21 protein-coding genes are annotated in these 20,078 nt (G+C 65.6%); 12 read left to right on the forward strand and 9 right to left on the reverse strand.

The genetic code is table 11. The features are described from left to right. Positions 1-216 precede the first annotated feature (216 nt). The 5 genes from hisS to KBI52_RS07230 all read left to right on the forward strand — a co-directional run bounded on the left by hisS (position 217) and on the right by KBI52_RS07230 (position 5,055). Positions 217-1,701 (forward strand): histidine--tRNA ligase, encoded by a 1,485-nt coding sequence (gene hisS / locus KBI52_RS07210; protein ID WP_173945408.1) that lies wholly within the window; start codon positions 217-219, stop codon positions 1,699-1,701. Positions 1,702-1,771: 70 nt separating this feature from the next. Next, a complete protein-coding gene (locus tag KBI52_RS07215) occupies positions 1,772-2,215 on the forward strand; it encodes a hypothetical protein (RefSeq protein ID WP_210806370.1) in 444 nt (147 codons plus the stop codon). Between the two features lie 186 nt (positions 2,216-2,401). After that, positions 2,402-3,496, forward strand: coding sequence for an ATP phosphoribosyltransferase regulatory subunit (locus KBI52_RS07220; RefSeq protein WP_173945410.1), 1,095 nt, complete (start codon positions 2,402-2,404; stop codon positions 3,494-3,496). Next, on the forward strand, positions 3,496-4,470 hold the full coding sequence (hisG, locus tag KBI52_RS07225; RefSeq protein ID WP_173945411.1) for an ATP phosphoribosyltransferase: 975 nt from the start codon (positions 3,496-3,498) through the stop codon (positions 4,468-4,470). The genes KBI52_RS07220 and hisG overlap by 1 nt, the downstream gene beginning before the upstream one ends. A gap of 102 nt (positions 4,471-4,572) precedes the next feature. Further along, positions 4,573-5,055, forward strand: a complete 483-nt coding sequence (locus tag KBI52_RS07230; RefSeq protein WP_173945412.1) for an META domain-containing protein — start codon at positions 4,573-4,575, stop codon at positions 5,053-5,055. Positions 5,056-5,232: 177 nt separating this feature from the next. Here the strand turns inward: KBI52_RS07230 and KBI52_RS07235 are convergent, their stop codons facing one another. Beyond that, complete coding sequence (locus KBI52_RS07235; protein ID WP_210806372.1) at positions 5,233-7,329, reverse strand: ABC transporter ATP-binding protein/permease; 2,097 nt, start codon at positions 7,327-7,329, stop codon at positions 5,233-5,235. 262 nt (positions 7,330-7,591) lie between these two features. Here KBI52_RS07235 and KBI52_RS07240 point away from each other — a divergent pair, with 262 nt between their 5' ends. The 4 genes from KBI52_RS07240 to KBI52_RS07255 all read left to right on the forward strand — a co-directional run bounded on the left by KBI52_RS07240 (position 7,592) and on the right by KBI52_RS07255 (position 11,391). After that, on the forward strand, positions 7,592-8,686 hold the full coding sequence (locus KBI52_RS07240; protein WP_247654245.1) for a methionine ABC transporter ATP-binding protein: 1,095 nt from the start codon (positions 7,592-7,594) through the stop codon (positions 8,684-8,686). Further along, on the forward strand, positions 8,676-9,341 hold the full coding sequence (locus tag KBI52_RS07245) for a methionine ABC transporter permease (RefSeq protein WP_173945414.1): 666 nt from the start codon (positions 8,676-8,678) through the stop codon (positions 9,339-9,341). Before KBI52_RS07240 ends, KBI52_RS07245 begins: the two co-directional genes overlap by 11 nt. Positions 9,342-9,375: 34 nt before the next feature. Further along, entirely contained in the window at positions 9,376-10,161 is a 786-nt protein-coding gene (locus tag KBI52_RS07250) for a MetQ/NlpA family ABC transporter substrate-binding protein (RefSeq protein WP_173945415.1), read from the forward strand. A 201-nt stretch (positions 10,162-10,362) separates the two neighbouring features. Continuing rightward, positions 10,363-11,391, forward strand: a complete 1,029-nt coding sequence (locus KBI52_RS07255) for an ABC transporter substrate-binding protein (RefSeq protein ID WP_173945416.1) — start codon at positions 10,363-10,365, stop codon at positions 11,389-11,391. A gap of 62 nt (positions 11,392-11,453) precedes the next feature. Here KBI52_RS07255 and KBI52_RS07260 read toward each other — a convergent pair whose 3' ends face one another. After that, positions 11,454-12,482 carry a flavodoxin family protein gene (locus KBI52_RS07260; RefSeq protein WP_247654246.1) on the reverse strand — a complete coding sequence of 343 codons (1,029 nt, stop codon included), beginning with the start codon at positions 12,480-12,482 and terminating at the stop codon, positions 11,454-11,456. 198 nt (positions 12,483-12,680) lie between these two features. Between KBI52_RS07260 and KBI52_RS07265 the strand changes: the two genes are divergently transcribed. After that, positions 12,681-13,508 (forward strand): aldo/keto reductase, encoded by an 828-nt coding sequence (locus KBI52_RS07265; RefSeq protein ID WP_210806374.1) that lies wholly within the window; start codon positions 12,681-12,683, stop codon positions 13,506-13,508. A 14-nt stretch (positions 13,509-13,522) separates the two neighbouring features. Here the strand turns inward: KBI52_RS07265 and KBI52_RS07270 are convergent, their stop codons facing one another. The 5 genes from KBI52_RS07270 to KBI52_RS07290 form a co-directional block, all read right to left on the reverse strand. After that, on the reverse strand, positions 13,523-14,332 hold the full coding sequence (locus tag KBI52_RS07270) for an anti-sigma factor (protein WP_210806376.1): 810 nt from the start codon (positions 14,330-14,332) through the stop codon (positions 13,523-13,525). Further along, a complete protein-coding gene (locus KBI52_RS07275; RefSeq protein WP_210806378.1) occupies positions 14,329-14,835 on the reverse strand; it encodes a sigma-70 family RNA polymerase sigma factor in 507 nt (168 codons plus the stop codon). The genes KBI52_RS07270 and KBI52_RS07275 overlap by 4 nt, the downstream gene beginning before the upstream one ends. Before the next feature lie 56 nt (positions 14,836-14,891). After that, positions 14,892-15,278, reverse strand: a complete 387-nt coding sequence (locus KBI52_RS07280; RefSeq protein WP_210806379.1) for a hypothetical protein — start codon at positions 15,276-15,278, stop codon at positions 14,892-14,894. 84 nt (positions 15,279-15,362) lie between these two features. Continuing rightward, positions 15,363-15,908, reverse strand: a complete 546-nt coding sequence (locus KBI52_RS07285) for a VOC family protein (protein WP_173945421.1) — start codon at positions 15,906-15,908, stop codon at positions 15,363-15,365. A gap of 78 nt (positions 15,909-15,986) precedes the next feature. Further along, positions 15,987-16,433 carry a MarR family winged helix-turn-helix transcriptional regulator gene (locus KBI52_RS07290; protein ID WP_173945422.1) on the reverse strand — a complete coding sequence of 149 codons (447 nt, stop codon included), beginning with the start codon at positions 16,431-16,433 and terminating at the stop codon, positions 15,987-15,989. A 96-nt stretch (positions 16,434-16,529) separates the two neighbouring features. Here KBI52_RS07290 and KBI52_RS07295 point away from each other — a divergent pair, with 96 nt between their 5' ends. After that, positions 16,530-16,979 (forward strand): DoxX family protein, encoded by a 450-nt coding sequence (locus tag KBI52_RS07295; protein ID WP_173945423.1) that lies wholly within the window; start codon positions 16,530-16,532, stop codon positions 16,977-16,979. 25 nt (positions 16,980-17,004) lie between these two features. After that, positions 17,005-17,622, forward strand: a complete 618-nt coding sequence (gene gstA, locus KBI52_RS07300) for a glutathione transferase GstA (RefSeq protein ID WP_210806381.1) — start codon at positions 17,005-17,007, stop codon at positions 17,620-17,622. A gap of 78 nt (positions 17,623-17,700) precedes the next feature. Here gstA and KBI52_RS07305 read toward each other — a convergent pair whose 3' ends face one another. Both KBI52_RS07305 and KBI52_RS07310 read right to left on the reverse strand, forming a co-directional pair. After that, on the reverse strand, positions 17,701-19,362 hold the full coding sequence (locus KBI52_RS07305) for a calcium-binding protein (RefSeq protein ID WP_210806383.1): 1,662 nt from the start codon (positions 19,360-19,362) through the stop codon (positions 17,701-17,703). Positions 19,363-19,559: 197 nt separating this feature from the next. Next, on the reverse strand, positions 19,560-20,078 hold a 519-nt coding region (locus KBI52_RS07310), incomplete at its 5' end, for a TCP-1/cpn60 chaperonin family protein (protein WP_305797880.1).

Here is a 20,078-nt window from a genome sequence, read left to right on the forward strand (position 1 = left end):
TCCCGATCCGGAAGAGCGCCGCACCTCAAACAAGCGGGATCACCGGGACAAGCCCGGTGATGACGAGGAGGAGGCGTTCGCGGCGGCCGGTTCACGGGCTCACAGCCGCCATGACCGCCGGACCCGTCCGTCCGGCAAGAGCCCTTGCTCGTGCTCGCTGCAGGGAGTAGTGACCGCAGCACGTTTTCCCCAACCCAACGGCTGCTGTAAGAAACCATGTCCAAGGCCGACAAGATCAAGGCTCGCGCCCCGCGCGGCTTTGCCGATCGCACCCCTGCCGATCTTTCCGCCACCGAGCGCATGCTCGCGGCGATCCGCGATTCCTACGAACTCTACGGCTTCGAGGGCGTCGAGACGCCCTTCGTCGAGTACACCGATGCCCTCGGCAAGTTCCTGCCGGATCAGGACCGACCCAACGAGGGCGTGTTCTCGTTCCAGGACGACGACGAGCAATGGCTGTCCCTGCGCTACGACCTGACGGCACCGCTCGCCCGCTACGTGGCCGAGAACTTCGACGCGCTGCCCAAGCCCTATCGCAGCTACCGGGTCGGCTGGGTGTTCCGCAACGAGAAGCCGGGCCCCGGGCGCTTCCGCCAGTTCATGCAGTTCGACGCCGACACGGTCGGCGCCGCTTCCGTCGCGGCGGATGCCGAGATCTGCATGATGGCCGCCGACACGATGGAGAAGCTCGGGCTCAACCGGGGCGACTTCATCATCAAGATCAACAACCGCAAGGTTCTCGACGGCGTGCTCGAGGCCATCGGCCTCGGCGGCGAGGACAAGGCGGGCCAGCGCCTGACGGTGCTGCGCGCCATCGACAAGCTCGACCGTCTCGGCCCGGAAGGCGTGGGTCAGCTCCTCGGCGCCGGCCGCCGGGACGAGAGCGGCGACTTCACGAAAGGCGCGGGACTCGACCCAGACGCCATCGCCCGCGTGCTCGCGTTCACGGACGCCAAGGGTGCCGACAACGCGACCACGGTCGAGAACCTGCGCAGGGTCGTCGGCACCTCGGACCGCGGCTTGGAAGGCGCGAACGAGCTGGCGGAGATCGCCGCCCTGGTCGCCTCTTCCGGCTACGAGGACCGGGTGACGATCGACCCCTCGGTGGTACGCGGCCTGGAATACTATACGGGCCCGGTCTACGAGGCCGAGCTGACCTTCCAGGTCCAGGACGAGGACGGGCGCCCCGTGCGCTTCGGATCGGTCGGCGGCGGCGGGCGCTATGACGGCCTCGTGGGCCGCTTCCGCTCCGAGCCGGTGCCGGCGACCGGCTTCTCCATCGGGGTCTCCCGCCTCCTCTCGGCCCTGCAGATGGTCGGGAGCCCCATCGTGTCCGGGGCCGAGAAGCCGGGACCGGTCGTGGTGCTCGTCATGGACCGGGACCAGGTCGCCGCCTACCAGCGCATGGTCTCGACCCTGCGCCAGGCAGGTATCCGGGCCGAGCTTTATCTCGGCTCCTCGGGCATGAAGGCGCAGATGAAATATGCCGACCGGCGCCAGAGCCCCTGCGTGGTGATCCAGGGCTCCAACGAGCGCGAGCGCGGCGAGGTCGAGATCAAGGATCTCATCGAAGGCGCCAAGGCGGCCCAGGCCATCGCGTCGAACGAGGAGTGGAAGGCGGCCCGTCCGGCCCAGTTCTCCGTGCCCGAGGCGGATCTCGTCAGGGCGGTGCGCGAGGTTCTCGACCGCCACTTCGGATAAGCTTGGCCTTTCGGGAACCCCTGTGGTTTCATAGGGGTTGTCTCCCAAGCTTGACCATCAGGAGATGAAGATGCCGAAGAACAAGGACAAGAAGAACACCGCGAAAGCGAAGAAGGGTTCAGACAAGAGCGCCGGTGCGAAACTGGCAAAGACGGCCAAGAAGTCCGGCCTCATGGATCTGATCAATACGAATCTCGGCCGCGAGATTCTGGCCGACGCTCTGATCGCCGCCGCCGGCGCCGCTGCCGCCGCCCTGACCAAGACCCGCACGGCCAAGAAGGCCGGCGCCGCCGTGGCCGATGCCGGCTCGCAGGGCGTCGACCTGACCCAGACGGCGGCAGGGGCCGTCGCGGGCGTGGTCACGGAGGCCGCCCGCCACTTCCTGCCCGCCAGCCTCGTCGGCGACGAAGGGGACAAGCAGGAGCCCAAGAAGGTCAAATACGTCCAGCGCTCCAGCGGCACCAGCAAGAGCCGGACCACCAAGGCGAAGACCGACACCGCCGGGAAGCAGTAAGCCCTGGGCCGCCGCGGACCTCATCCCGTCATGGCCGGCCCTGTGCCGGCCATTCCTGTTGGTTGGAGAGAAGCCTACTTCGCATTGGGATCTTCACCTGAGCATTCACCCTTCCCGTCGAAAACAATCGCCTTCCCGGCGCGGCATTGCTAGAGAGCTTGCCGACACAAGGATTGGGCGAAGCGAGTGACGGAGACGGATGCCATTGTCGCGCTGATCGCGCTCTTCGAGCGCGAAGGCTATGCGCGGATCGAGCCGCCGGTGCTGCAGCCGGCGGACGTGTTCATCGACCTGTCCGGCGAGGATATCCGGCGCCGCATGTTCGTGACGCAGGACGCCTCGGGGGCGGAACTATGTCTGCGGCCCGAATACACGATCCCGGTCTGCCTTCAGCACCTCTTCCACCATGGCGCCCAGCCCTCCGGCTATTCCTATGGCGGCCCGGTCTTCCGGATGCGGTCGGGTGAAAGCGGCGAGTTCCTTCAGGCGGGGCTCGAATCCATCGGCCGGACGGATGTCTCGGCCGTCGATGCGGAAATCCTCGCCCTGGCCCTGGACGGGCTCAAGCAGTTCGGCGGCCCCGCCCCCGTGGTCAAGCTGGGCGACATGGGGCTTCTGCATGCGCTGATCGATGCCCTGGGGGTCGCGCCGGCCGCCAAGCGCCGAGTGATCCGCGCCATCGTGTCGGGACAGGGGCTGGCGAGCCTCGGCGAGCCCGACGGACCGGGGGCCCAGGAGCATGCGGGGCTGCTCGCGGCCATCGAGGGGCAGGCTCCCCAAGCGGCCAAGTCCTTCGTGGAGGACATCCTGTCGATCGCCGGGATCGCCCGGGTCGGCGGGCGCAGCGCGGGCGAGATCGCCGAGCGCTTCCTGGCCCGCGCCGCGAACCGGACCGGCCTGGCCGAGGAGGCGCGGCAGATCCTGGAGCGCTATCTCGCCGTTGCGGGCGATCCGGACCACGCGGCTCATGCGGTCAGGAGCCTCGCCAGAGAGGCAGGCCTCGATCTCAACGGCGCGCTCGCGACCTTCGAGGAGCGCACCGGCTTCATGGCCGCGCGCGGGCTCGACGTGAGCGCCTTCTCCTTTTCCGCGACCTTCGCGCGCAATCTCGATTACTACACGGGGTTCATCTTCGAAGTGCAGGATCCGCGCCGCGGCGACGGCAAGCCCGTGGTGGGCGGCGGCCGCTACGACCGCCTGCTCGAACATCTGGGAGCCGAAGCCCCGATCCCGGCGGTGGGCTGCTCGTTCTGGCTCGACCGTATCGTGGGAACACCCTGATGACCGACTCGCCTCTCATCCTGGCCGTTCCCTCCAAGGGACGACTGCAGGAGAACGCCGCCGCGTTCTTCGCCCGCGCCGGCCTCGTCTTCACCCAATCCCGCGGGGCGCGCGACTACCGCGGCACGCTCGCGGGCGTTCCGGACGTCGAGGTCGCGTTCCTGTCGGCGTCCGAGATCGTGAGCCAGCTCGCCAGCGGCACCGCCCATCTCGGCATCACCGGCGAGGATCTGATCCGCGAGCAGATCGCCGACGCGGACGAGGCGGTCGAATTGCTCACCCCGCTCGGCTTCGGCCATGCCAACGTGGTCGTCGCCGTCCCGCAGGCCTGGATCGACGTGCGCACCATGGCCGACCTCGACGAGGTGGCGGCCGATCTACGCGCGCGCCACGGCGACAAGATGCGGGTGGCGACCAAATACGTGAACCTCACCCGCCGCTTCTTCGCCGAGAAGGGCGTGGCGGACTACCGGATCGTCGAGAGCCTCGGCGCCACCGAGGGCGCGCCGGGCGCGGGCTCCGCGGAGCTGATCGTCGACATCACCACGACCGGCGCGACGCTGGCCGCCAATGCCCTCAAAATCCTGGACGACGGCGTGATGCTGCGCTCGGAGGCCAATCTGGTGGCCGCGACCCGCGCCCCCTGGACGGACCGGGCCCGAGCCGCGGCCACGGCCGTGCTGACGCGCATCGCCGCCGAGGAAGAGGCCAGGACGAGCCGCGAGGTGCGGGCGGCGCTCGACCCGGCCCGAAGCGCAGCGCTCGTGGCGCTGACCAAGAACCACGGAGCGTCCCTCCCCTATGGCAACGCTCTCGGCCGCGAGGTCGTGCTGCATTGCCGGGCCGCGACGGTGTTCGAGATCGTGGCGGCCCTCCAGGGCATCGGCGCGCAGGACATCTCGGTTCGGGCGTTCGACTATCTGTTCCGTCCGACCAACGCTCTTACCGAGCGCCTCCTGCGGCGAATTGGCTGAGGCGTGTTTCCTCACGTATGGATAGGACAACATCACCTTGGGCGTTGCCTCGGGGCTCAAGGCCTCCTATGGTCCGGGCGTTTTTTGCGTGAAGAGGTTCCGATGAACGCACTTCGACTTGCGACATTCGTGGTGGCTCTCGCCGCCGTCTCGGGAGCTCATGCCCAGTCGGCAGGGACGACCCTTGGCCGGCCGGTCGGCCCGACGCGCCAAGTGGATCCCAAGGTCCCGCAGCCGGGAGACGGCGGCAAGATCTTCCCCCTGAACTCCTCCTGGGTGGCCGTCAGCCTGAACGGCAAGCCGTTCACTGGAGAGCGTCCGAGCTTCAAGCTCGACGACCAGCTTCGGGCCACAGGCTTCAGCGGCTGCAACACCTATGCGACGGCGGCCTATCCCCTGCGCGAGCAGGGACTGGCCGTCGGGCCCTTCGCCCTGACGAAGAAGAGCTGCGACAAAACCACCATGGCGATCGAGCAGGCCTTCCTGGTAGCGCTCCGCTCCTCCGGCAAGTGGGACATCCAGGGCCGCAACCTGATCATCCAGACCCAGAACGGCGGCCAGCTGGTCCTGGAGCGCTCGCTCTAACCTGTTGCCGGGCGAGAATGAAAAAGGCCGGCGTCGCGCCGGCCTTTTTCGTTTTGCTCGCCGGGAATGCCACCGACGGCGCCATGGCCGGGCCTGTCCCGGCCATGGCGATCCTGTGAAGCGCGGCGCTTCTCCGTTCGGGATCACCGGCACAGGGCCGGTGATGACGGAGAGGGTCTATTCCGCAGGCTCGGCCTGGCGCAGATCGACCGGAGTCGAGAGGCCGCCATCCGACTTCTTCATGTCGATCCGGCGATCGTGATAGGCGGCCAGCGTGGAGCGATGGCCGATGGACACCACCGTCGTGTTCGGCAGCTTGTCCTTGATGATCCGGTAGATCTCGCCCTCCGTGGGCTCGTCGAGCGCGGCGGTCGCCTCGTCGAGGAACAGCCAGTCGGGCTTGGCGAGAAGCGCCCGGGCGACGGCGAGGCGCTGCTGCTCGCCGAGCGACAGGGTCTGGGCCCAGTTGCGGTCGTCGTCGAGACGCTCGGCGATCTGCGGCAGCCGGGCCGAGCGCAAAGCCTCGGCGATCTGGATGTCGTCATAGGCGTCCGCCCGGCTGGGGTAGGTCACAGCCTCACGCAGGGTCCCGATGGGAATGTACGGCCGCTGCGGCAGGAGCATCATGGTCTGCCCTTCGGGGACCAGCACCTGCCCCTCGCCGAAGGGCCAGATGCCCGCGATGGCGCGGAACAGGGTGGACTTGCCGGAGCCCGACGGCCCGGTCATCAGGGTACGCTCGCCCGGATGGAAGGCCAGCTCGTCCGTATGCATGAGAGCGCTGCCGTCGGGCAGCCGCACGTCAAGGTCGTTCAGGCGCAGGTCCCGTCCGGGCGCTTCGGCGACGGCCAGCTTGCTCTCGCCCCCGACGCGCTGGGCCGATGCGATTGCGCCCTCGAAGGTGGTGAGACGGTCGAGCACGGCCTTGTAGTCGGCGAGCGTCGTATAGATCGTGATGAAGTAGGTCAGCGCCGACTCCACCCGCGAGAACGCGCCGACCACCTGCTGCATCTGGCCGAGGGAGATCTTGCCGATGAAGTAATACGGCGCGGTCAGGATGTAGGGCACCACCACGTTGGCCTGGAAATAGGCCGACGTGAAGGTGTTGAGCTTGATGAGGCGGAACACGATCCGCATGTAGTTGTCGACGATCTGACCGAACCGCCGGCCGAGGCCTTCCCGCTCGGCGGTCTCGCCGGACAGGAGCGCGACCTGTTCCGTGTATTCGCGCAGGCGTGCCAGCGAGAAGCGGTAATTCGCCTCCACGCGCTCCTGTTCGAAGTTGAGCGCGATCAGCGGCCGTCCGATGAGATGGGTCACCCAGGTGCCGAGGATCGCATAGGCGGCGCAGACCCAGACCAGCAGACCCGGCACTTCCACGCTCGTCCCCGGGAAGGTGAAGCCGGCCGAGATCGTCCAGAGGATCGCCACGAAGGACACCAGGGTCGCGGCCTGGTTCATCAGGCCGACGGACAGGGAATAGGTGCTCTCGACGAACTTGCGCAGGTCCTCCGAGATGCGCTGGTCCGGGTTGTCCGCGCCGCGGCCCATGATCTGCATCCGGTAATGCGTCCCGTCGCCGAGCCACTCGCGAAGATAGTAGGTGTTGAGAAAGGCTCGCCAGCGGATGGACAGCACGTTCTGCAGCAGCACCTCGGTCAGGGCCATGGCCACGAACACGGCCGCCAGCGGCGTGAAGATGACGAAGAGCTGATACCAGAAGGCTGCTGCATCCTTCGCTTCGAGCGCATTGAACATGTCGCGCGAGAAGAAGCTGAGGCGGACGTTCAGCGCGACCTGGGCGAGGTTGATGGCGATGAGGATCCCGATCATCGCGATGCCGATGGTGCCCTCCCGGGCCCGCACGAGGCCGAGGAAGGGAATGCGGATGACGCTGTCGGCCTGCGAGTCGAGATAAAGGTCGGTGATGCGGCAGATGGTGCGCACGACCGGAACGTAGGACAGGCCGTAGATGATCGCCCCGAAGGCCGTCGCGCCCAGCGCCGCGGAGGGCGGCGGCACGTATCCCGTATAATCGCCCGTGATCAGCCCCGTGACGGCGCCGACGACCAGCGCCACCAGCACCAGATGGGTCGCCGCGATCATGACGACGAAGATCCGCAGAAAGGTGGGGATGTTCCGTCCTGCGAACACGATCCCGGCCAGGACGAGGCTCGAGAGGGGCAGATAGAACGGAACTGCGGCCGCCCCGGACAGGGAAGCCAGCAGAACGGCTAAACCTACGACTGCCAGCGCAACGCTCGCCTTGATCATACACATCTCCTGCCGAGATCCCGTCCCCGGCTCCGTGGATATCCGAGAAGCCGGATCAATCGTGCTTGTGGCGAAAGAAAGGAGGAACTTCCCTTCTCTCCATGCGATAGCAACCTTGTGAGAAGTGCGACAGGCACATAAATGGCCAATCGCGTTCGGCAAAGACGGATCGTCCTGTTTAACGAACGAAACAATTGACTTAGAGAACGGGATGTTTCATGTGTCATTTCGACATCCCCGACGTCACTGCAAAGGCGACTTTATGAACGCCCCTCTCGGCTATCTCGGCAGCCAGACTGCGCAGCGCCTGATCCCGGCGGAGCCCATCGTGCGCCTGGAGAAGGTGTCGAAGACTTTCCCAGGACGGGACGGCCAGCCCGTCACGGCCCTTCGTGAGATCAACCTCGCCGTCCCACAGGGCTCGATCCTCGGCGTCATCGGCCGTTCGGGCGCCGGCAAGTCGACCCTGATCCGCCTGGTGAACGGACTCGAGAAGCCCTCCTCCGGCAAGGTGATCGTCGACGGCGCCGACATCGCGGCCTTGCCCGAAGCCGCGCTTCGTCATGCGCGTCGCTCGATCGGCATGATCTTCCAGCACTTCAACCTGCTCTCCTCGCGCACGGCGGCTCAGAACATCGCCCTGCCGCTGGAGGTCGCCGGCTATGACAAGGCCGAGATCCGGACCCGCGTCGAGGAGCTTCTGGCTCTCGTCGGCCTCTCGGACAAGCGCAACCGCTATCCGTCCGAACTCTCCGGCGGCCAGAAGCAGCGCGTCGGCATCGCCCGCGCGCTCGCCACCAAGCCCAAGGTTCTCCTGTCGGACGAGGCGACTTCGGCGCTCGACCCGGAGACCACCCGGTCGATTCTCGATCTGCTCGGCCGCATCAACGACGAGCTCGGCCTGACCATCCTGCTCATCACCCACGAGATGGCGGTGATCCGCAACATCGCCCGCGAGGTCGCGGTGATCGAAGGCGGGCGCATCGTCGAGCAGGGCGACGTGTTCGAGGTCTTCACCCGGCCGCAGCACGAGGTGACCCGCTCGTTTCTCGCCGACGAGTCCGGCCGCGCCCTGCCGCCCTACGTGCAGAGCAGGCTCCGGCCCGAGGCGACGCCCGGCAGTCAGGCCGTGGTGCGCATCGGCTTCCGCGGCCCCCATGCGACGGATCCGGTCCTCGCGCGGCTCGCCCGCGATCTCGACATCGAGACCAACATCCTGTCGGGCTCCGTCGACGAGATAGCAGGCCGCCCGTTCGGCACCCTCGTGGTCGGCGTGCCCGAGCAATCGCTTGCCACCACCCTCGACTTTCTGAACAAGCACGGTCTCGACACGGAGGTCCTCGGCCATGTCGCCTGAGATGATCCGCCTCATCGCCAATTCCACGGGCGAAACCCTCTACATGGTCGCCGTCTCAGCGCTGATCGCCACGCTCTTCGGCCTGCCGCTCGGCGTGTTCCTCGCCACATCGGGCAAAGGCGAATTGTTCGCCGCCCCCTGGGTCAACCGGGTGCTCGGCGTCATCGTCAACGCCACGCGCTCGACCCCCTTCATTATTCTCGTCGTGGCCATCATCCCGTTCACGCGCCTGATCGCCGGCACCTCCATCGGGACGAACGCCGCCATCGTGCCGCTGACGATCGCCGCGACGCCCTTCATCGCACGCCTCATCGAGGGCGCGATCCGCGAGGTGGACCAGGGCCTGATCGAGGCCGCGCGCGCCTTCGGCGCGAGCCCGATCCAGATCGTGCGCAAGGTGCTGATCCCCGAAGCGCTGCCCGGCATCGTTCTCGGCCTGACGCTGGCCGTCGTGTCGCTGCTGGGCTTCTCGGCCATGGTCGGCGCCGTCGGCGGCGGCGGCCTGGGCGATCTCGGCATCCGCTACGGCTATCAGCGCTTCATGCCGGAGATGATGCTCGCGGTCGTGGTCGTGCTCATCGTGCTGGTCCAGGCGGTGCAGAGCATCGGCGACCGCCTCGCACGCCACCTCAACAAGCGCATCCGCCACGCCTGATCACCGACCAAAACATCGCACAAGGAGTAACTCAATGTCCCTGAAGAAGCTGGGCCTCGCCGCCCTTCTCTCGATTGCTGCTCTGCCGGCTCTGGCGCAGACCCAGACGATCCGCATCGGCGCCACGCCCGGCCCTCATGCGCAGATCCTCGAAGCCGTGAAGCCCATCGCGGCCAAGAAGGGCCTCGATCTCAAGATCGTCGAGTTCTCCGATTACGTGGTGCCGAACACCGCGCTCGCCGGTGGCGACATCGAGGCGAACTCGTTCCAGAACCAGCCCTATCTCGACAACCAGGTGGCCGATCGCGGCTTCAAGATCGAAAGCGTCGCGCTGACCGTGAACTTCCCGATCGGCATCTACTCGAAGAAGCACAAGAGCCTCGATGCCCTGCCGAACGGCGCGACGATCTCGATCCCGAACGACCCGACCAACGGTGGCCGCGCGCTTCTGCTGCTGCAGGACAAGGGCCTGATCAAGCTGAAGGACAATGTCGGCTTCAAGCCGACGCCGATCGACATCACCGACAACCCGAAGAAGATCAAGTTCGTCGAGATCGAAGCCGCCCAGGGACCGCGCGTCCTCGAAGACGTGGACGCGTCCGTCATCAACACCAACTATGCGACCGCAGGCGGCCTCGATCCGGTGAAGGATCCCATCGCCCGGGAGAACCCGAAGGGTCCCTACGTGAACCTCATCGCCGTGCGCAGCGAGGACAAGAACAAGCCGTGGGTGAAGGCTCTCGTCGAGAGCTACCACACGCCCGAGGTGAAGCAGTTCATCGAGGAGAAGTTCAAGGGCTCGGTCCTGACGAGCTGGTAAGCGGCGCAGCTCCACGCATTCGAAGGCCGGGCCTCGTGCCCGGCCTTTCTGTTCGGTCTTCCGCCTGTCGCTCGTGAGCGGAGGCACGGCACTCGACCAAAGCCTCCTTGACAACAAGCCGGCTAAGCTTCCTCATCGCAGGGTCTCTTGACGCACGAGAGGAGCCGGGGCGATCAGCCCGGCATTCCCGGAGGAGGATTCATGCGCCTGTCACTGTTCGGCCTGGCTCTCACGACGACACTCTGCGCCGCTCCGCTGGCCGCTCAGGCCCAGGCGCCGATCACGATCTACTGCTCCATTCTCGAGGAGCAGTGCCGCGTCGGCGTCGCGGCCTTCGAGAAGGCCACGGGCGCGAAGGCCACGATGGTGCGCAAGAGCACCGGCGAAACCCTGGCGCAGATCAGGGCCGAAGCCTCGAATCCGCGCGCCGACGTCTGGTGGGGCGGCCCGGGCGATTCCCACATCCAGGCGGCCGAGGAAGGCCTCACGGTTGCGTACAAGTCGCCGAAGCTGCCGGAGTTGCATGACTGGGCTCAGCGCTTCGCCGAGCAGGCGGGATACCGCGCGACGGGGACCTATCTCGGCGCCCTCGGCATCGGATACAACACGAAAGTGCTGGAAAGCCGTGGCCTGCCCGAGCCGAAATGCTGGGCGGATCTTCTCGATCCGAAATACCGCGACGAGGTGCAGGTGTCCGATCCGAACTCGTCCGGCACCGCCTACGTGTTCCTGGCTTCGCTCGTTCAGCTCATGGGCGAGGACAAGGCCTTCGACTACATGAAAGGCCTGCACAAGAACGTCAATCAATACACCAAGTCGGGCGCCGCTCCGGTCAAGGCCGTGGCGCTGGGAGAGACCGGAATCGCCATTGCCTTCATGCACGACATGGTGACGATGATCGCCGATGGGGCACCGGTGAAAACCCTGGCACCCTGCGAGGGCACCGGCTACGAGACCGGATCCATCTCCGTCGTGAAGGGCGGCAAGAACACGGAAACGGCGCAGGCCTTCGTCGACTGGGCGCTCTCGGCCGACGCCCAGAAGCTCGTCGGCGCGGACCTGAAGATCTATTCCATCGCGTCCAACAAGAACGCTCCCGTTTCGCCGGATGCGCCGAAGCTCTCGGAGATGAAGCTGATCAACTACGACACCGCCAAGTACGGCTCCGTGGCGGAGCGGACGCGCCTGCTCAAGAAGTGGGACGCCGAGGTGAAGTCGGCTCCGAGATAGGCCACGGATCGTCGAGCGCGGTAAGCTGGACCAGGCCCGATCGCCCGGCCTTCGCGCGTGCGCTACTTCTGCCGAGGCTCCTTCAGGTTCTCTCCGGCGGCAACGAGCTTTCCGTCCCGCTTCGCCTTGACGGCTTCGAGCAGGGTCCAGGCGGCGTTGCGCACCTCGTCCTGCACGGCCTGATCCTGGTCGAGCTCCTCATGGCTGGTGGCGTAGGGCTTCCAGTAGCCGATATAGCGATCGAACTCCGCAGCTGCGCCCGCGGGCTCCAGGTCCATGGCGCGCAGCCAGTCGGACAGGCTGCGGCGGACGCTCCCCGCCCCTTCGGCATCGCCGTGGACGATGACGGAGAACTGCCTGCCGGCTAGATGCTTGGGGTAGTCCCAGCCTTTCAGCTCGAGACCCTTGGCGATGTCCGTCTTCTTGCCCTGCGTCGAGGTCGGGTCCGGATTGCCGCCGTCGGCACAGACGAGCCGGTCCATCATCAGCTTCAAGGGCGACGAGACCTGATACCAGTTGACGGGCGTGATGATCATCACCCCATGCGCCTCCACCCATCTGGGATAGATCTCGTTCATCCAGTCGTGCGTCTGGCCGAGAGAGAAGTTGGGATAGCAGGAACAGGGCCAGTGGCACAAAGCGGCCGCCGTCGAGAAACAGGCCTTGCAGGGGTGAATGTGACGGCCGTATTCGGCCGTGAGACGGCTCAGTTCGAGCACCTCGACCTCGGTATTGCCGGCACTGGCCAGGACCTGATGCGCGATCTCCACGAGGCGGTAGCTCTTGGACATCTCGCCGGGGCAGGTGTGCTCGCTGCGTGACGACGCCGAGACGAGAAGGAAGCGGGCGGGACCGGAGCTGCTCTCATGCCGCTCCTGGGCCCGGTCGATCGCATCCTTCGCGGCGATCCAGTCGACCGCGAGATCGTAGTCGGGATCGGCGAAGCCGGGCCCGGCCTTGCGGGTCTTGGGGCTCTTGCGATGATGGCTGTAGGCGTCCCAGGCGGCGTCGGCAACCCGCTGCAGCTCCCCCTCCAGCGCCGCGAAGGCGGGATCCTGAAACTGTTCGAGGAACCGTCGGCGGAACTCCATCTCGTCGAGGGTCGGATCGGGGGTCCCCTTCCGCGCTTCTGGAATGGACAAGGCGGGCTCCTGTGCGGGGATGATCGTGTCAAGCTTGCAACGCAGGGTGCCCATGCCGGTTCCGGCATGGCGCTCGCCGGTGGCGGTCACTATTTGCTTATTCCATATCGACCCAACCTTCCTGCCGCATTGTCAATGGAGCAGCCTATGACGACCATCCCCACTGTCCGCCTGAACGATGGCAACGCCATGCCGCAATTCGGCTACGGCGTCTGGCGGGTCTCCAACGAGGAAGCCGCGAGCGCCGTCGGCGAGGCGATCGAGGCGGGCTACCGCTCGATCGATACGGCCGCCATCTACGGCAACGAGGAAGGCGTCGGGCAGGCCATCAAGGCCGCTCCCGTGGCCCGTGAGGAGCTCTTCATCACCACCAAGGTCTGGAACGACCGTCACGGGTACGACGAGACACTGCGCGCCTTCGACGAGAGCCTGGCGCGCCTTGGGCTCGACCACGTCGATCTCTACCTCATCCACTGGCCCGTCGCGGGCAGCGAGGCCTATCGCGACACGTGGCGCGCGCTGACCAAGCTGAAGCAGGACGGACGGGCGAAATCGATCGGCGTATCGAACTTCATGGTGCCGCATCTGCAGAAACTGATCGACGAGAGCGGCGTGACCCCTGCGGTCAACCAGATCGAGCTGCATCCGCGATTCCAGCAGACGGAACTGCGCGCATTTCACGCGAAGAGCGGCATTGCGACGGAATCCTGGAGCCCGCTCGGACAGGGCACGCTCCTGAGCGACGAGACCCTCACGGCGATCGGCCGCAAATATGGCAAGACGCCCGCCCAGGTCATCCTGCGCTGGCATCTCGACAACGGGCTCGTGGTCATTCCGAAATCCGTGACGCCCTCCCGCATGCGCGAGAACATCGACGTGTTCGACTTCAAGCTCGCCGCCGAGGACATGCGTGCGATCGAAGCGCTCGACGACGCCTCCGGCCGCGTCGGGCCCGATCCCGCGGTGTTCGGTTGAAGCTGGAGAGATGATTACAGGCGGCTCTTCGCGGGGTCGCCTGCAGCCTCGAGCTGCTTGTAGATCGCCTCGGCGATCGGCAGGAGCTGGGCGCGATCCGCCTTGGCCGTGACCACGTACGACAATCCCTTGTCGATCCAGGAACAGGCCGAGACTCCGTCCCGTTCCTCGAAGCGGAAGGATGTCTCGGTCTCGTTCTCGCGCGATCGGGCATAGAGCGTGAGGCGGCTGCCGCCCACATTCTCGTACATGAAGAGCGCGGCCGCTTCACCGCTGTCGGGAAGCAGCCTCCCGCCGATGAGGCGATAACCCTGGGCGTTCAGGTTCGGCGCGGTCAGCGGCTTGCCCACGCGCCGCGACAGCCATTGCACGAGATGCGCCTCCTGATCGGCGGGAACTTCCACGGGGTGCAGGCGCTCGCTCACATAGATGCGATGCGCCGCGATGGCGTTGTCGGCGACGCTCATGGCGTCCGCCTGCCTGTGCGCCCGGGTGCTCCACCAGACGCCGCCCCAGGCTCCCAGGCTTCCGCCGATGGCAAGCCATGCCAGTGCGGCGGCGAACGCCGCAGGACGAATCAACGGCGTGCGACGGCGGGCCGCCACGAGGTTGGCGACGCGAAGGCGTGAGGGAATGGGCTCCTGCGCCTTGAAAGCGAGCCGGGCGCGCAGGGCCTCCCGCTGCTCGATCTCGCGCTCGACCTGCGTGGCAGCCGCCGGATGATCGGCGAGATACGCCTTGATCGACTCGCGCTGCGAAGCCGAGAGCCGGCCGTCGACGAAGGCCTGCAGATCGTCTTCACCGATGGGTCGCTCGCCCGTCACTTCACTCTCCTCAAGGCGGCAACGCGCCCGTGTTCCATAAACTCTCTCAGTCGCGTCCGAGCCCGGCTCAAGCGGGACATGACCGTGCCGAGCGGGATGCCCAGCACCTGCGCGGCCTGCTCGTAGGACAGATCCTCGACGCCCACCAGCAGCAGGATGGAGCGCTGCTCCTCCGGAAGGGCCTCGAGTCCTTTCAGGACATCGCGCAATCCGGCGTGGCTCTCGGGGTTCATGTCGGGAGACTGAACGTCGTTCAGGGCCTCTTCCCCGACGGGGATCCCGCGCACCTTCCTCTGGCGAAGGCTGTTGATGAACAGATTGCGCTGGATCGTGAAGAGCCAGGCTCTCAGATCGCCGTCGCGCCGCTGGCTCCAGCGGCTGATCGCACGCTCTAGGGTATCCTGGACGAGATCGTCCGCCGCCTCGCCATCGCGCAGGAGGGCCCAGGCGTACCGGCGCAGGCCCGGGATCAGCGGTTCGAGAAGGGAAGCGATCTCGTCCAAGGGCGACTCTCAGCTGGCCGCATCATTCAACGATGAACGGGCTGCTCCTGCAAGGATCAGGGCGCCGCGACATGCCAGACGTTGTTGACGCCGTCGCCCGTGACCTCGCCCGGCTTGGTGTCCTTGACCCAGAGATAGAGCGGCTTGCCCTTGTAGGCCCATTGCTTGGAGCCGTCGTCGCGGGTGACCACGCTCCAGTCGCCAGAGGCAGCGGCGCCCCCGCCCGCCATCAGCGGCGGCCAGTTCTGGGCGCATTGCCCGTTGCAGGCCGACTTGCCGGCGCTGTCGCGGTCGAAGGTGTAGAGGGTCATGCCCTTGGCATCGACGAGAGCCTTGCCCTTGCTCGTGTCCGCCACCTTCGCGGGGGCGGCGGATTGCGCAAGCGCGACGGTGGCGGCGACGAGGGCTCCTGCCAGGATGGCCGGGCGCAGAAACAGCTTCATGGGTGTCCTCCTGAGGCCGGTGATGGCCACGATTTCAGAGACACGCCACGCTTGGGATTATTCCCCGGGGCGGGAAAATTTCCGTCAGCGCCCCATCGCGTTGAAGCCGTTCTCGTCGATGGGCTCCCGCAATTCGATCCGGTGGCGGCCGTTGTCGCGGATCTGCGCCGTACGGTAGCGACCATCGAGCTCGTCTTCGGGATTCTGCAGGATCTCGACCCCGGCCTTGCGGAGGCGCTGGACCTCCTCGTCCACGTCGGGGACGAGGAAGCTGATGACTGGCAAAGGCGTCACGGCGACATTGCCCGTGGCGTGGGGATCTCGATCCGGCTGCAGCACGTGATCGACCTCGGTGATCTCCAACAGGAAGCCGCTCCGCTCCAGCACGGCCTGACGACCGGGAACCAGGCTCTGGCTCCCGATCAGCCGAAACCCGAGCATGTCCTGGTACCAGCGCACGCTCTCGTCGAAGTCCGGTGTCCGGATGGACGCCGAGCTGGAGCGGGCGGACGAGGCCGACTGCGCCCAGGCAGGAGGACAGCCCGCGATCTGAACCGCCGCGCCGAGGACGAGAAAGACGGCAAGAAGGCTGCGCCGCGGCGTGGGGAAGGAGAAGATGGTTGGTTTCACGGGTGATCCCTCGTCGGCCGTCGGAACTTAACCGTCTTCTCTCATGAACGTCCTTCGGTCCAGTTCGTTCTTCGGGCCTCAGGTATTCTCGGCTTGCAACAGCTTGAGCAGCAGGCCCGACAGCTGCCCGGCCTCCTTCTCTCCGAGCTTTTCCCCGAAGAAGCGGCTGATGGCGCCGCCATAGACCGGCCACATGCGCTCCTGCAGGCTCCGCCCCGCTTCCGTGATCTCGACCAGCTGTCGGCGTTTGTCACCCGGGAATGGAATGCGGCGCACGAGCCCCTCGGCTTCCATGCGGTCGAGAAGCCGGGAGAGGTTGTATTGCTCGAACAGCACCGCCGCCTCGATCTCGCGGGGCGTGAGCCGCCCGTCCGGCCCACGCTTCAGCTCGAGCAGCACGTCATACCAGTGCAGCGACGGAAATCCGGCGCTTTTCAGCTCCGCCTCGATGCGCCCCACCACGGTGCGCTCGGCCCTGATCAGGCGCCCCCAGGCCTTGATGATCGCGGCGGACGGCTCTTGCATCCCGGCAAACCCTTCCTTGATTCAATGCAAATGCATATAAATTGACAGACCAATGCACCTGCATCAAAACTCTATGCACTTGCATGGAGAATTGCAATGCCACTCGCCCACCCGTCTCCTTCCGACTATGCGGCCCTGCTCCTACGCGTCGCGCTCGGTGTCATGTATATCGCTCACAGCGTCGTCCTGAAGTGGATGACCTTCACCCTCGCCGGAACCGCGCAATACTTCGAGTCGCTTGGCCTGCCCGGCGCCCTCGCCTATGCCACCTTCCTGGCCGAGTTCATCGGCGGCGTCCTGCTCGTGCTCGGCGTGCAGAGCCGCTGGGTGGCGCTGGGCCTGCTGCCGGTCCTGTTCGGGGCGGCCTGGGTGCATATCGGCAACGGCTGGGTCTTCTCGGCTCCAGGCGGCGGCTGGGAATACCCGCTTTACCTGATCGTCCTGTCCGTCGCACAAGCCCTTCTCGGCGACGGGGCCTATGCTCTCAAGCCCTCCCGCCCGCTGAGTCTCGCCCCCGCGCCGGCCTCCCTCAAGGCCGCGGCCTGATCCCCTTCAACCCTGGAGAAGACCCATGAAGCTCTACTATTATCCCGGCGCCTGCTCGCTCGCGCCTCACATCGTCGCCCGCGAGGCCGGCATTCCGGTGAGCCTGGAGAAGGTCGATCTGGCCAACCGCACCACCGAGTCCGGGGCGAACTACGCCACCATCAACCCGAAGGGCTACGTGCCGGCGCTCGGCCTGCAGGACGGCTCCGTGCTCACCGAGGCCAGCGCCATCGTCCAGTACCTGGCCGACCAGCAGCCGGACACGACGCTCGTGCCGGCCCCCGGGACCGTGGAGCGCTACCGGCTGCTCGAATGGCTCGGCTTCATCAGCACCGAGATCCACAAGGGCTTCGGCCCCCTGTGGAACCCGGCCACCCCGGACGCCGTTAAGGCCGCCACCAAGGAGCGCCTCGCTGCCCGGTTCGTCTATCTCGACGAGGCTCTGGCCAAGCGGCCCTACCTGATGGGCGAGACCTTCACGATCGCCGACGCCTATCTGTTCACGGTCGTGAACTGGGCGAACTTCCACAATGTCGACCTCTCGCCGTTCCCGCACCTGCAGGCCTTCCAGGCCCGCATCGCGGCGCGCCCGAGCGTCCAGCAGGCCCTGGAGGCCGAAGGGCTTCTGAAGACCGCCGCCTGATTGCTGCTGGTCGTCCATGACGAACAAGGCCCCGGATCTCTCCGGGGCCTTTTTGCGTCGATGCGGCGGATCGAACGATCACACCACGAAGAAGTCGCTCGCGCTCAGCACTGTACCAGCTTTCAGCTGGGCGAACTTGATCGCCGCATGGTGAGTGCCCGACCCGTCCGCATCGTAGGACAAAGCGCCCGTCTTCTCGTTGAAGATGATGCGGTCGCTCTTGTCATGCGCCCCTGCTCCGACCCAGAACGCGGCTTTGGACAACACGCCTTTCTGGAGCTTGCTGAAGATTGCCTTCGCCAGGCTGATCGAGTCGTCTGCGTGTTCGAAATCCGTGATCCGGTCCACGTTCTTCGGCCCCAGCTTGCTGCTGAAGGCGAACGTGTCCTGACCATCACGGCCGGTCAGGGTATCGTTGCCGAGACCACCGTTGAGATAGTCGTGCCCGCTCTCGCCCTTGAAGGTTTCAGCCTTCTTGCCGCCGCGGAAGGAGAGGTTCTTGGCCGGGGAGGCAATGGGTGTGGACGGCGTAGGAGTGGAGGGCTCCGTTGCGGGCGTCGGTGTGACCGCTGGTGATGGCGCAGACGGAGGTGGCAGAGTGAAGATCCTATCGCCGAAGAGCGCGAATTCTACTCCGCCCAGATAGTCGATTCCATCGCCCGTAGCGCGGTGATCCGTGATCGTAATTGTACCGCTTTGCGCGAGGGAAATAGTGTAATCGGAGAAATTGCCAGTGAATAATGCGGTGTCTGAACCTGCACCTCCAACGAGAAGATCGCTGCCGGCTCCGCCGCTCAGCAGGTCATTGCCGTCATAGCCATCAAGGGTATCGTTTCCATCATTGCCGGTGAGCGTATTGGCCGTAGCATTTCCGATAAACCTGTCGCTGAATATGCTGCCATTCAGATTTTCGACGTTGCGGATGATATCCCAGGAGTCTTCCGAGGTTTGCTGCCGCTCCGTCACCCGGAGATCGATCGCCGAAGGTGCAACGACGATCAGTGTGTCGGTCCCGCCGCCTGCATCCAGAAAGTTCGCTCCGTTTTCAGTGATGAACGTCTCATCACCCGCTCCCCCGAAGGCTGTGTCGTTCCCATGGCCCATATACACAAGACCCGTGACCACGCCTCCCCGACCGTCATAAAGATCGCTCTTCACCCCCAGAGCGATCCTGCCTTCAATGGTGCCCCGATTGATGATCGTATTCGATCCGCCGAAAAGACCAACGATGGCCTCACCATCGGGCGTCGCTGTCGAGATCCGGCCCGTATTATTGATCTTTAGGCTCTGCTCTGGATCGTTCATCCCTGCGGCAACGATGCCATAATCCTGGCCGATAATCGTCCCGCTGTTGGTAATGAAGGTCTTAGGGCTCCAAACCTCCATCGCACTGAGAACACCGGAGATCCTACCCTCGTTGTTGAGGTAGTTGGGACGGTCGGAAGGGTAATCGTTCACCAATCGGAGGCCAGAGTCGAACCCGTAGATACTACCTGTGCTGCCGACACTGACGGTCCCATGCACCGCCACCCCCGTGGCAAGGCGGCTGCTGACCCTCCCGTCGATCAGGAGGGTGACGTCATATCCCCCGATCACGGCGAAAGCATTGTAGCCGTTGGAAATGATCTCTGATCCAGCCTCGAGAATGACCGTATCAGCCGATGAAAGTCCGAGTGCGTGCTGACCATCTTTGTCAGTCGGAGGCAGCGGGTTCGACGCGTTGATCACATATGTGGTCATAGATAACCCCGGACTCATAGAATTTCGCGGCCTCGATACGTTATCTCATATAAATAAACAATATCTCGCTTTCCAAGCTGAATATTTGCGCCACGGCGGTGGATATCGGCTCATTGCAGCTACTCTAGAGGCAACAAAAAGCCCCGGAGTTTCCTCCGGGGCTTTCCGTTAAGTCAGAGCAGTCGAGAGGGGACTTCTTAGAAGTCCATGCCGCCCATGCCGCCCATGCCGCCGCCCGGCATGGCCGGAGCGGATTCGCGCTTGGGGGCCTCGGCCACCATGGCCTCGGTGGTGACGAGCAGGCCGGCGACCGAAGCCGCGTCCTGCAGAGCCGTGCGGACCACCTTCGCCGGATCGACGATGCCGGCCTGGAGCATGTCCACGAACTCTTCCGTCTGGGCGTTGAAGCCGAAGGTGTCGGACTTCGTGTTGTCGCCGATCTTGCCGACGACGATCGAGCCTTCGACACCGGCGTTCTCGGCGATCTGACGGATCGGAGCCTCGAGAGCGCGCAGAACGATCTTGATGCCGGCATTCACGTCGGCATTGTCGCTCTGGAGCTTGGCAACCGCAGCCTTGGCGCGCAGCAGAGCCGTGCCGCCGCCGGGGACGATGCCTTCTTCCACCGCTGCGCGGGTGGCGTTCAGGGCGTCGTCGACGCGGTCCTTCTTCTCCTTCACCTCGACCTCGGTCGCGCCGCCGACGCGGATCACCGC

It is taken from the genome of Microvirga sp. HBU67558 (genome assembly GCF_018069605.1).
Lineage (GTDB): Bacteria > Pseudomonadota > Alphaproteobacteria > Rhizobiales > Beijerinckiaceae > Microvirga > Microvirga terrae.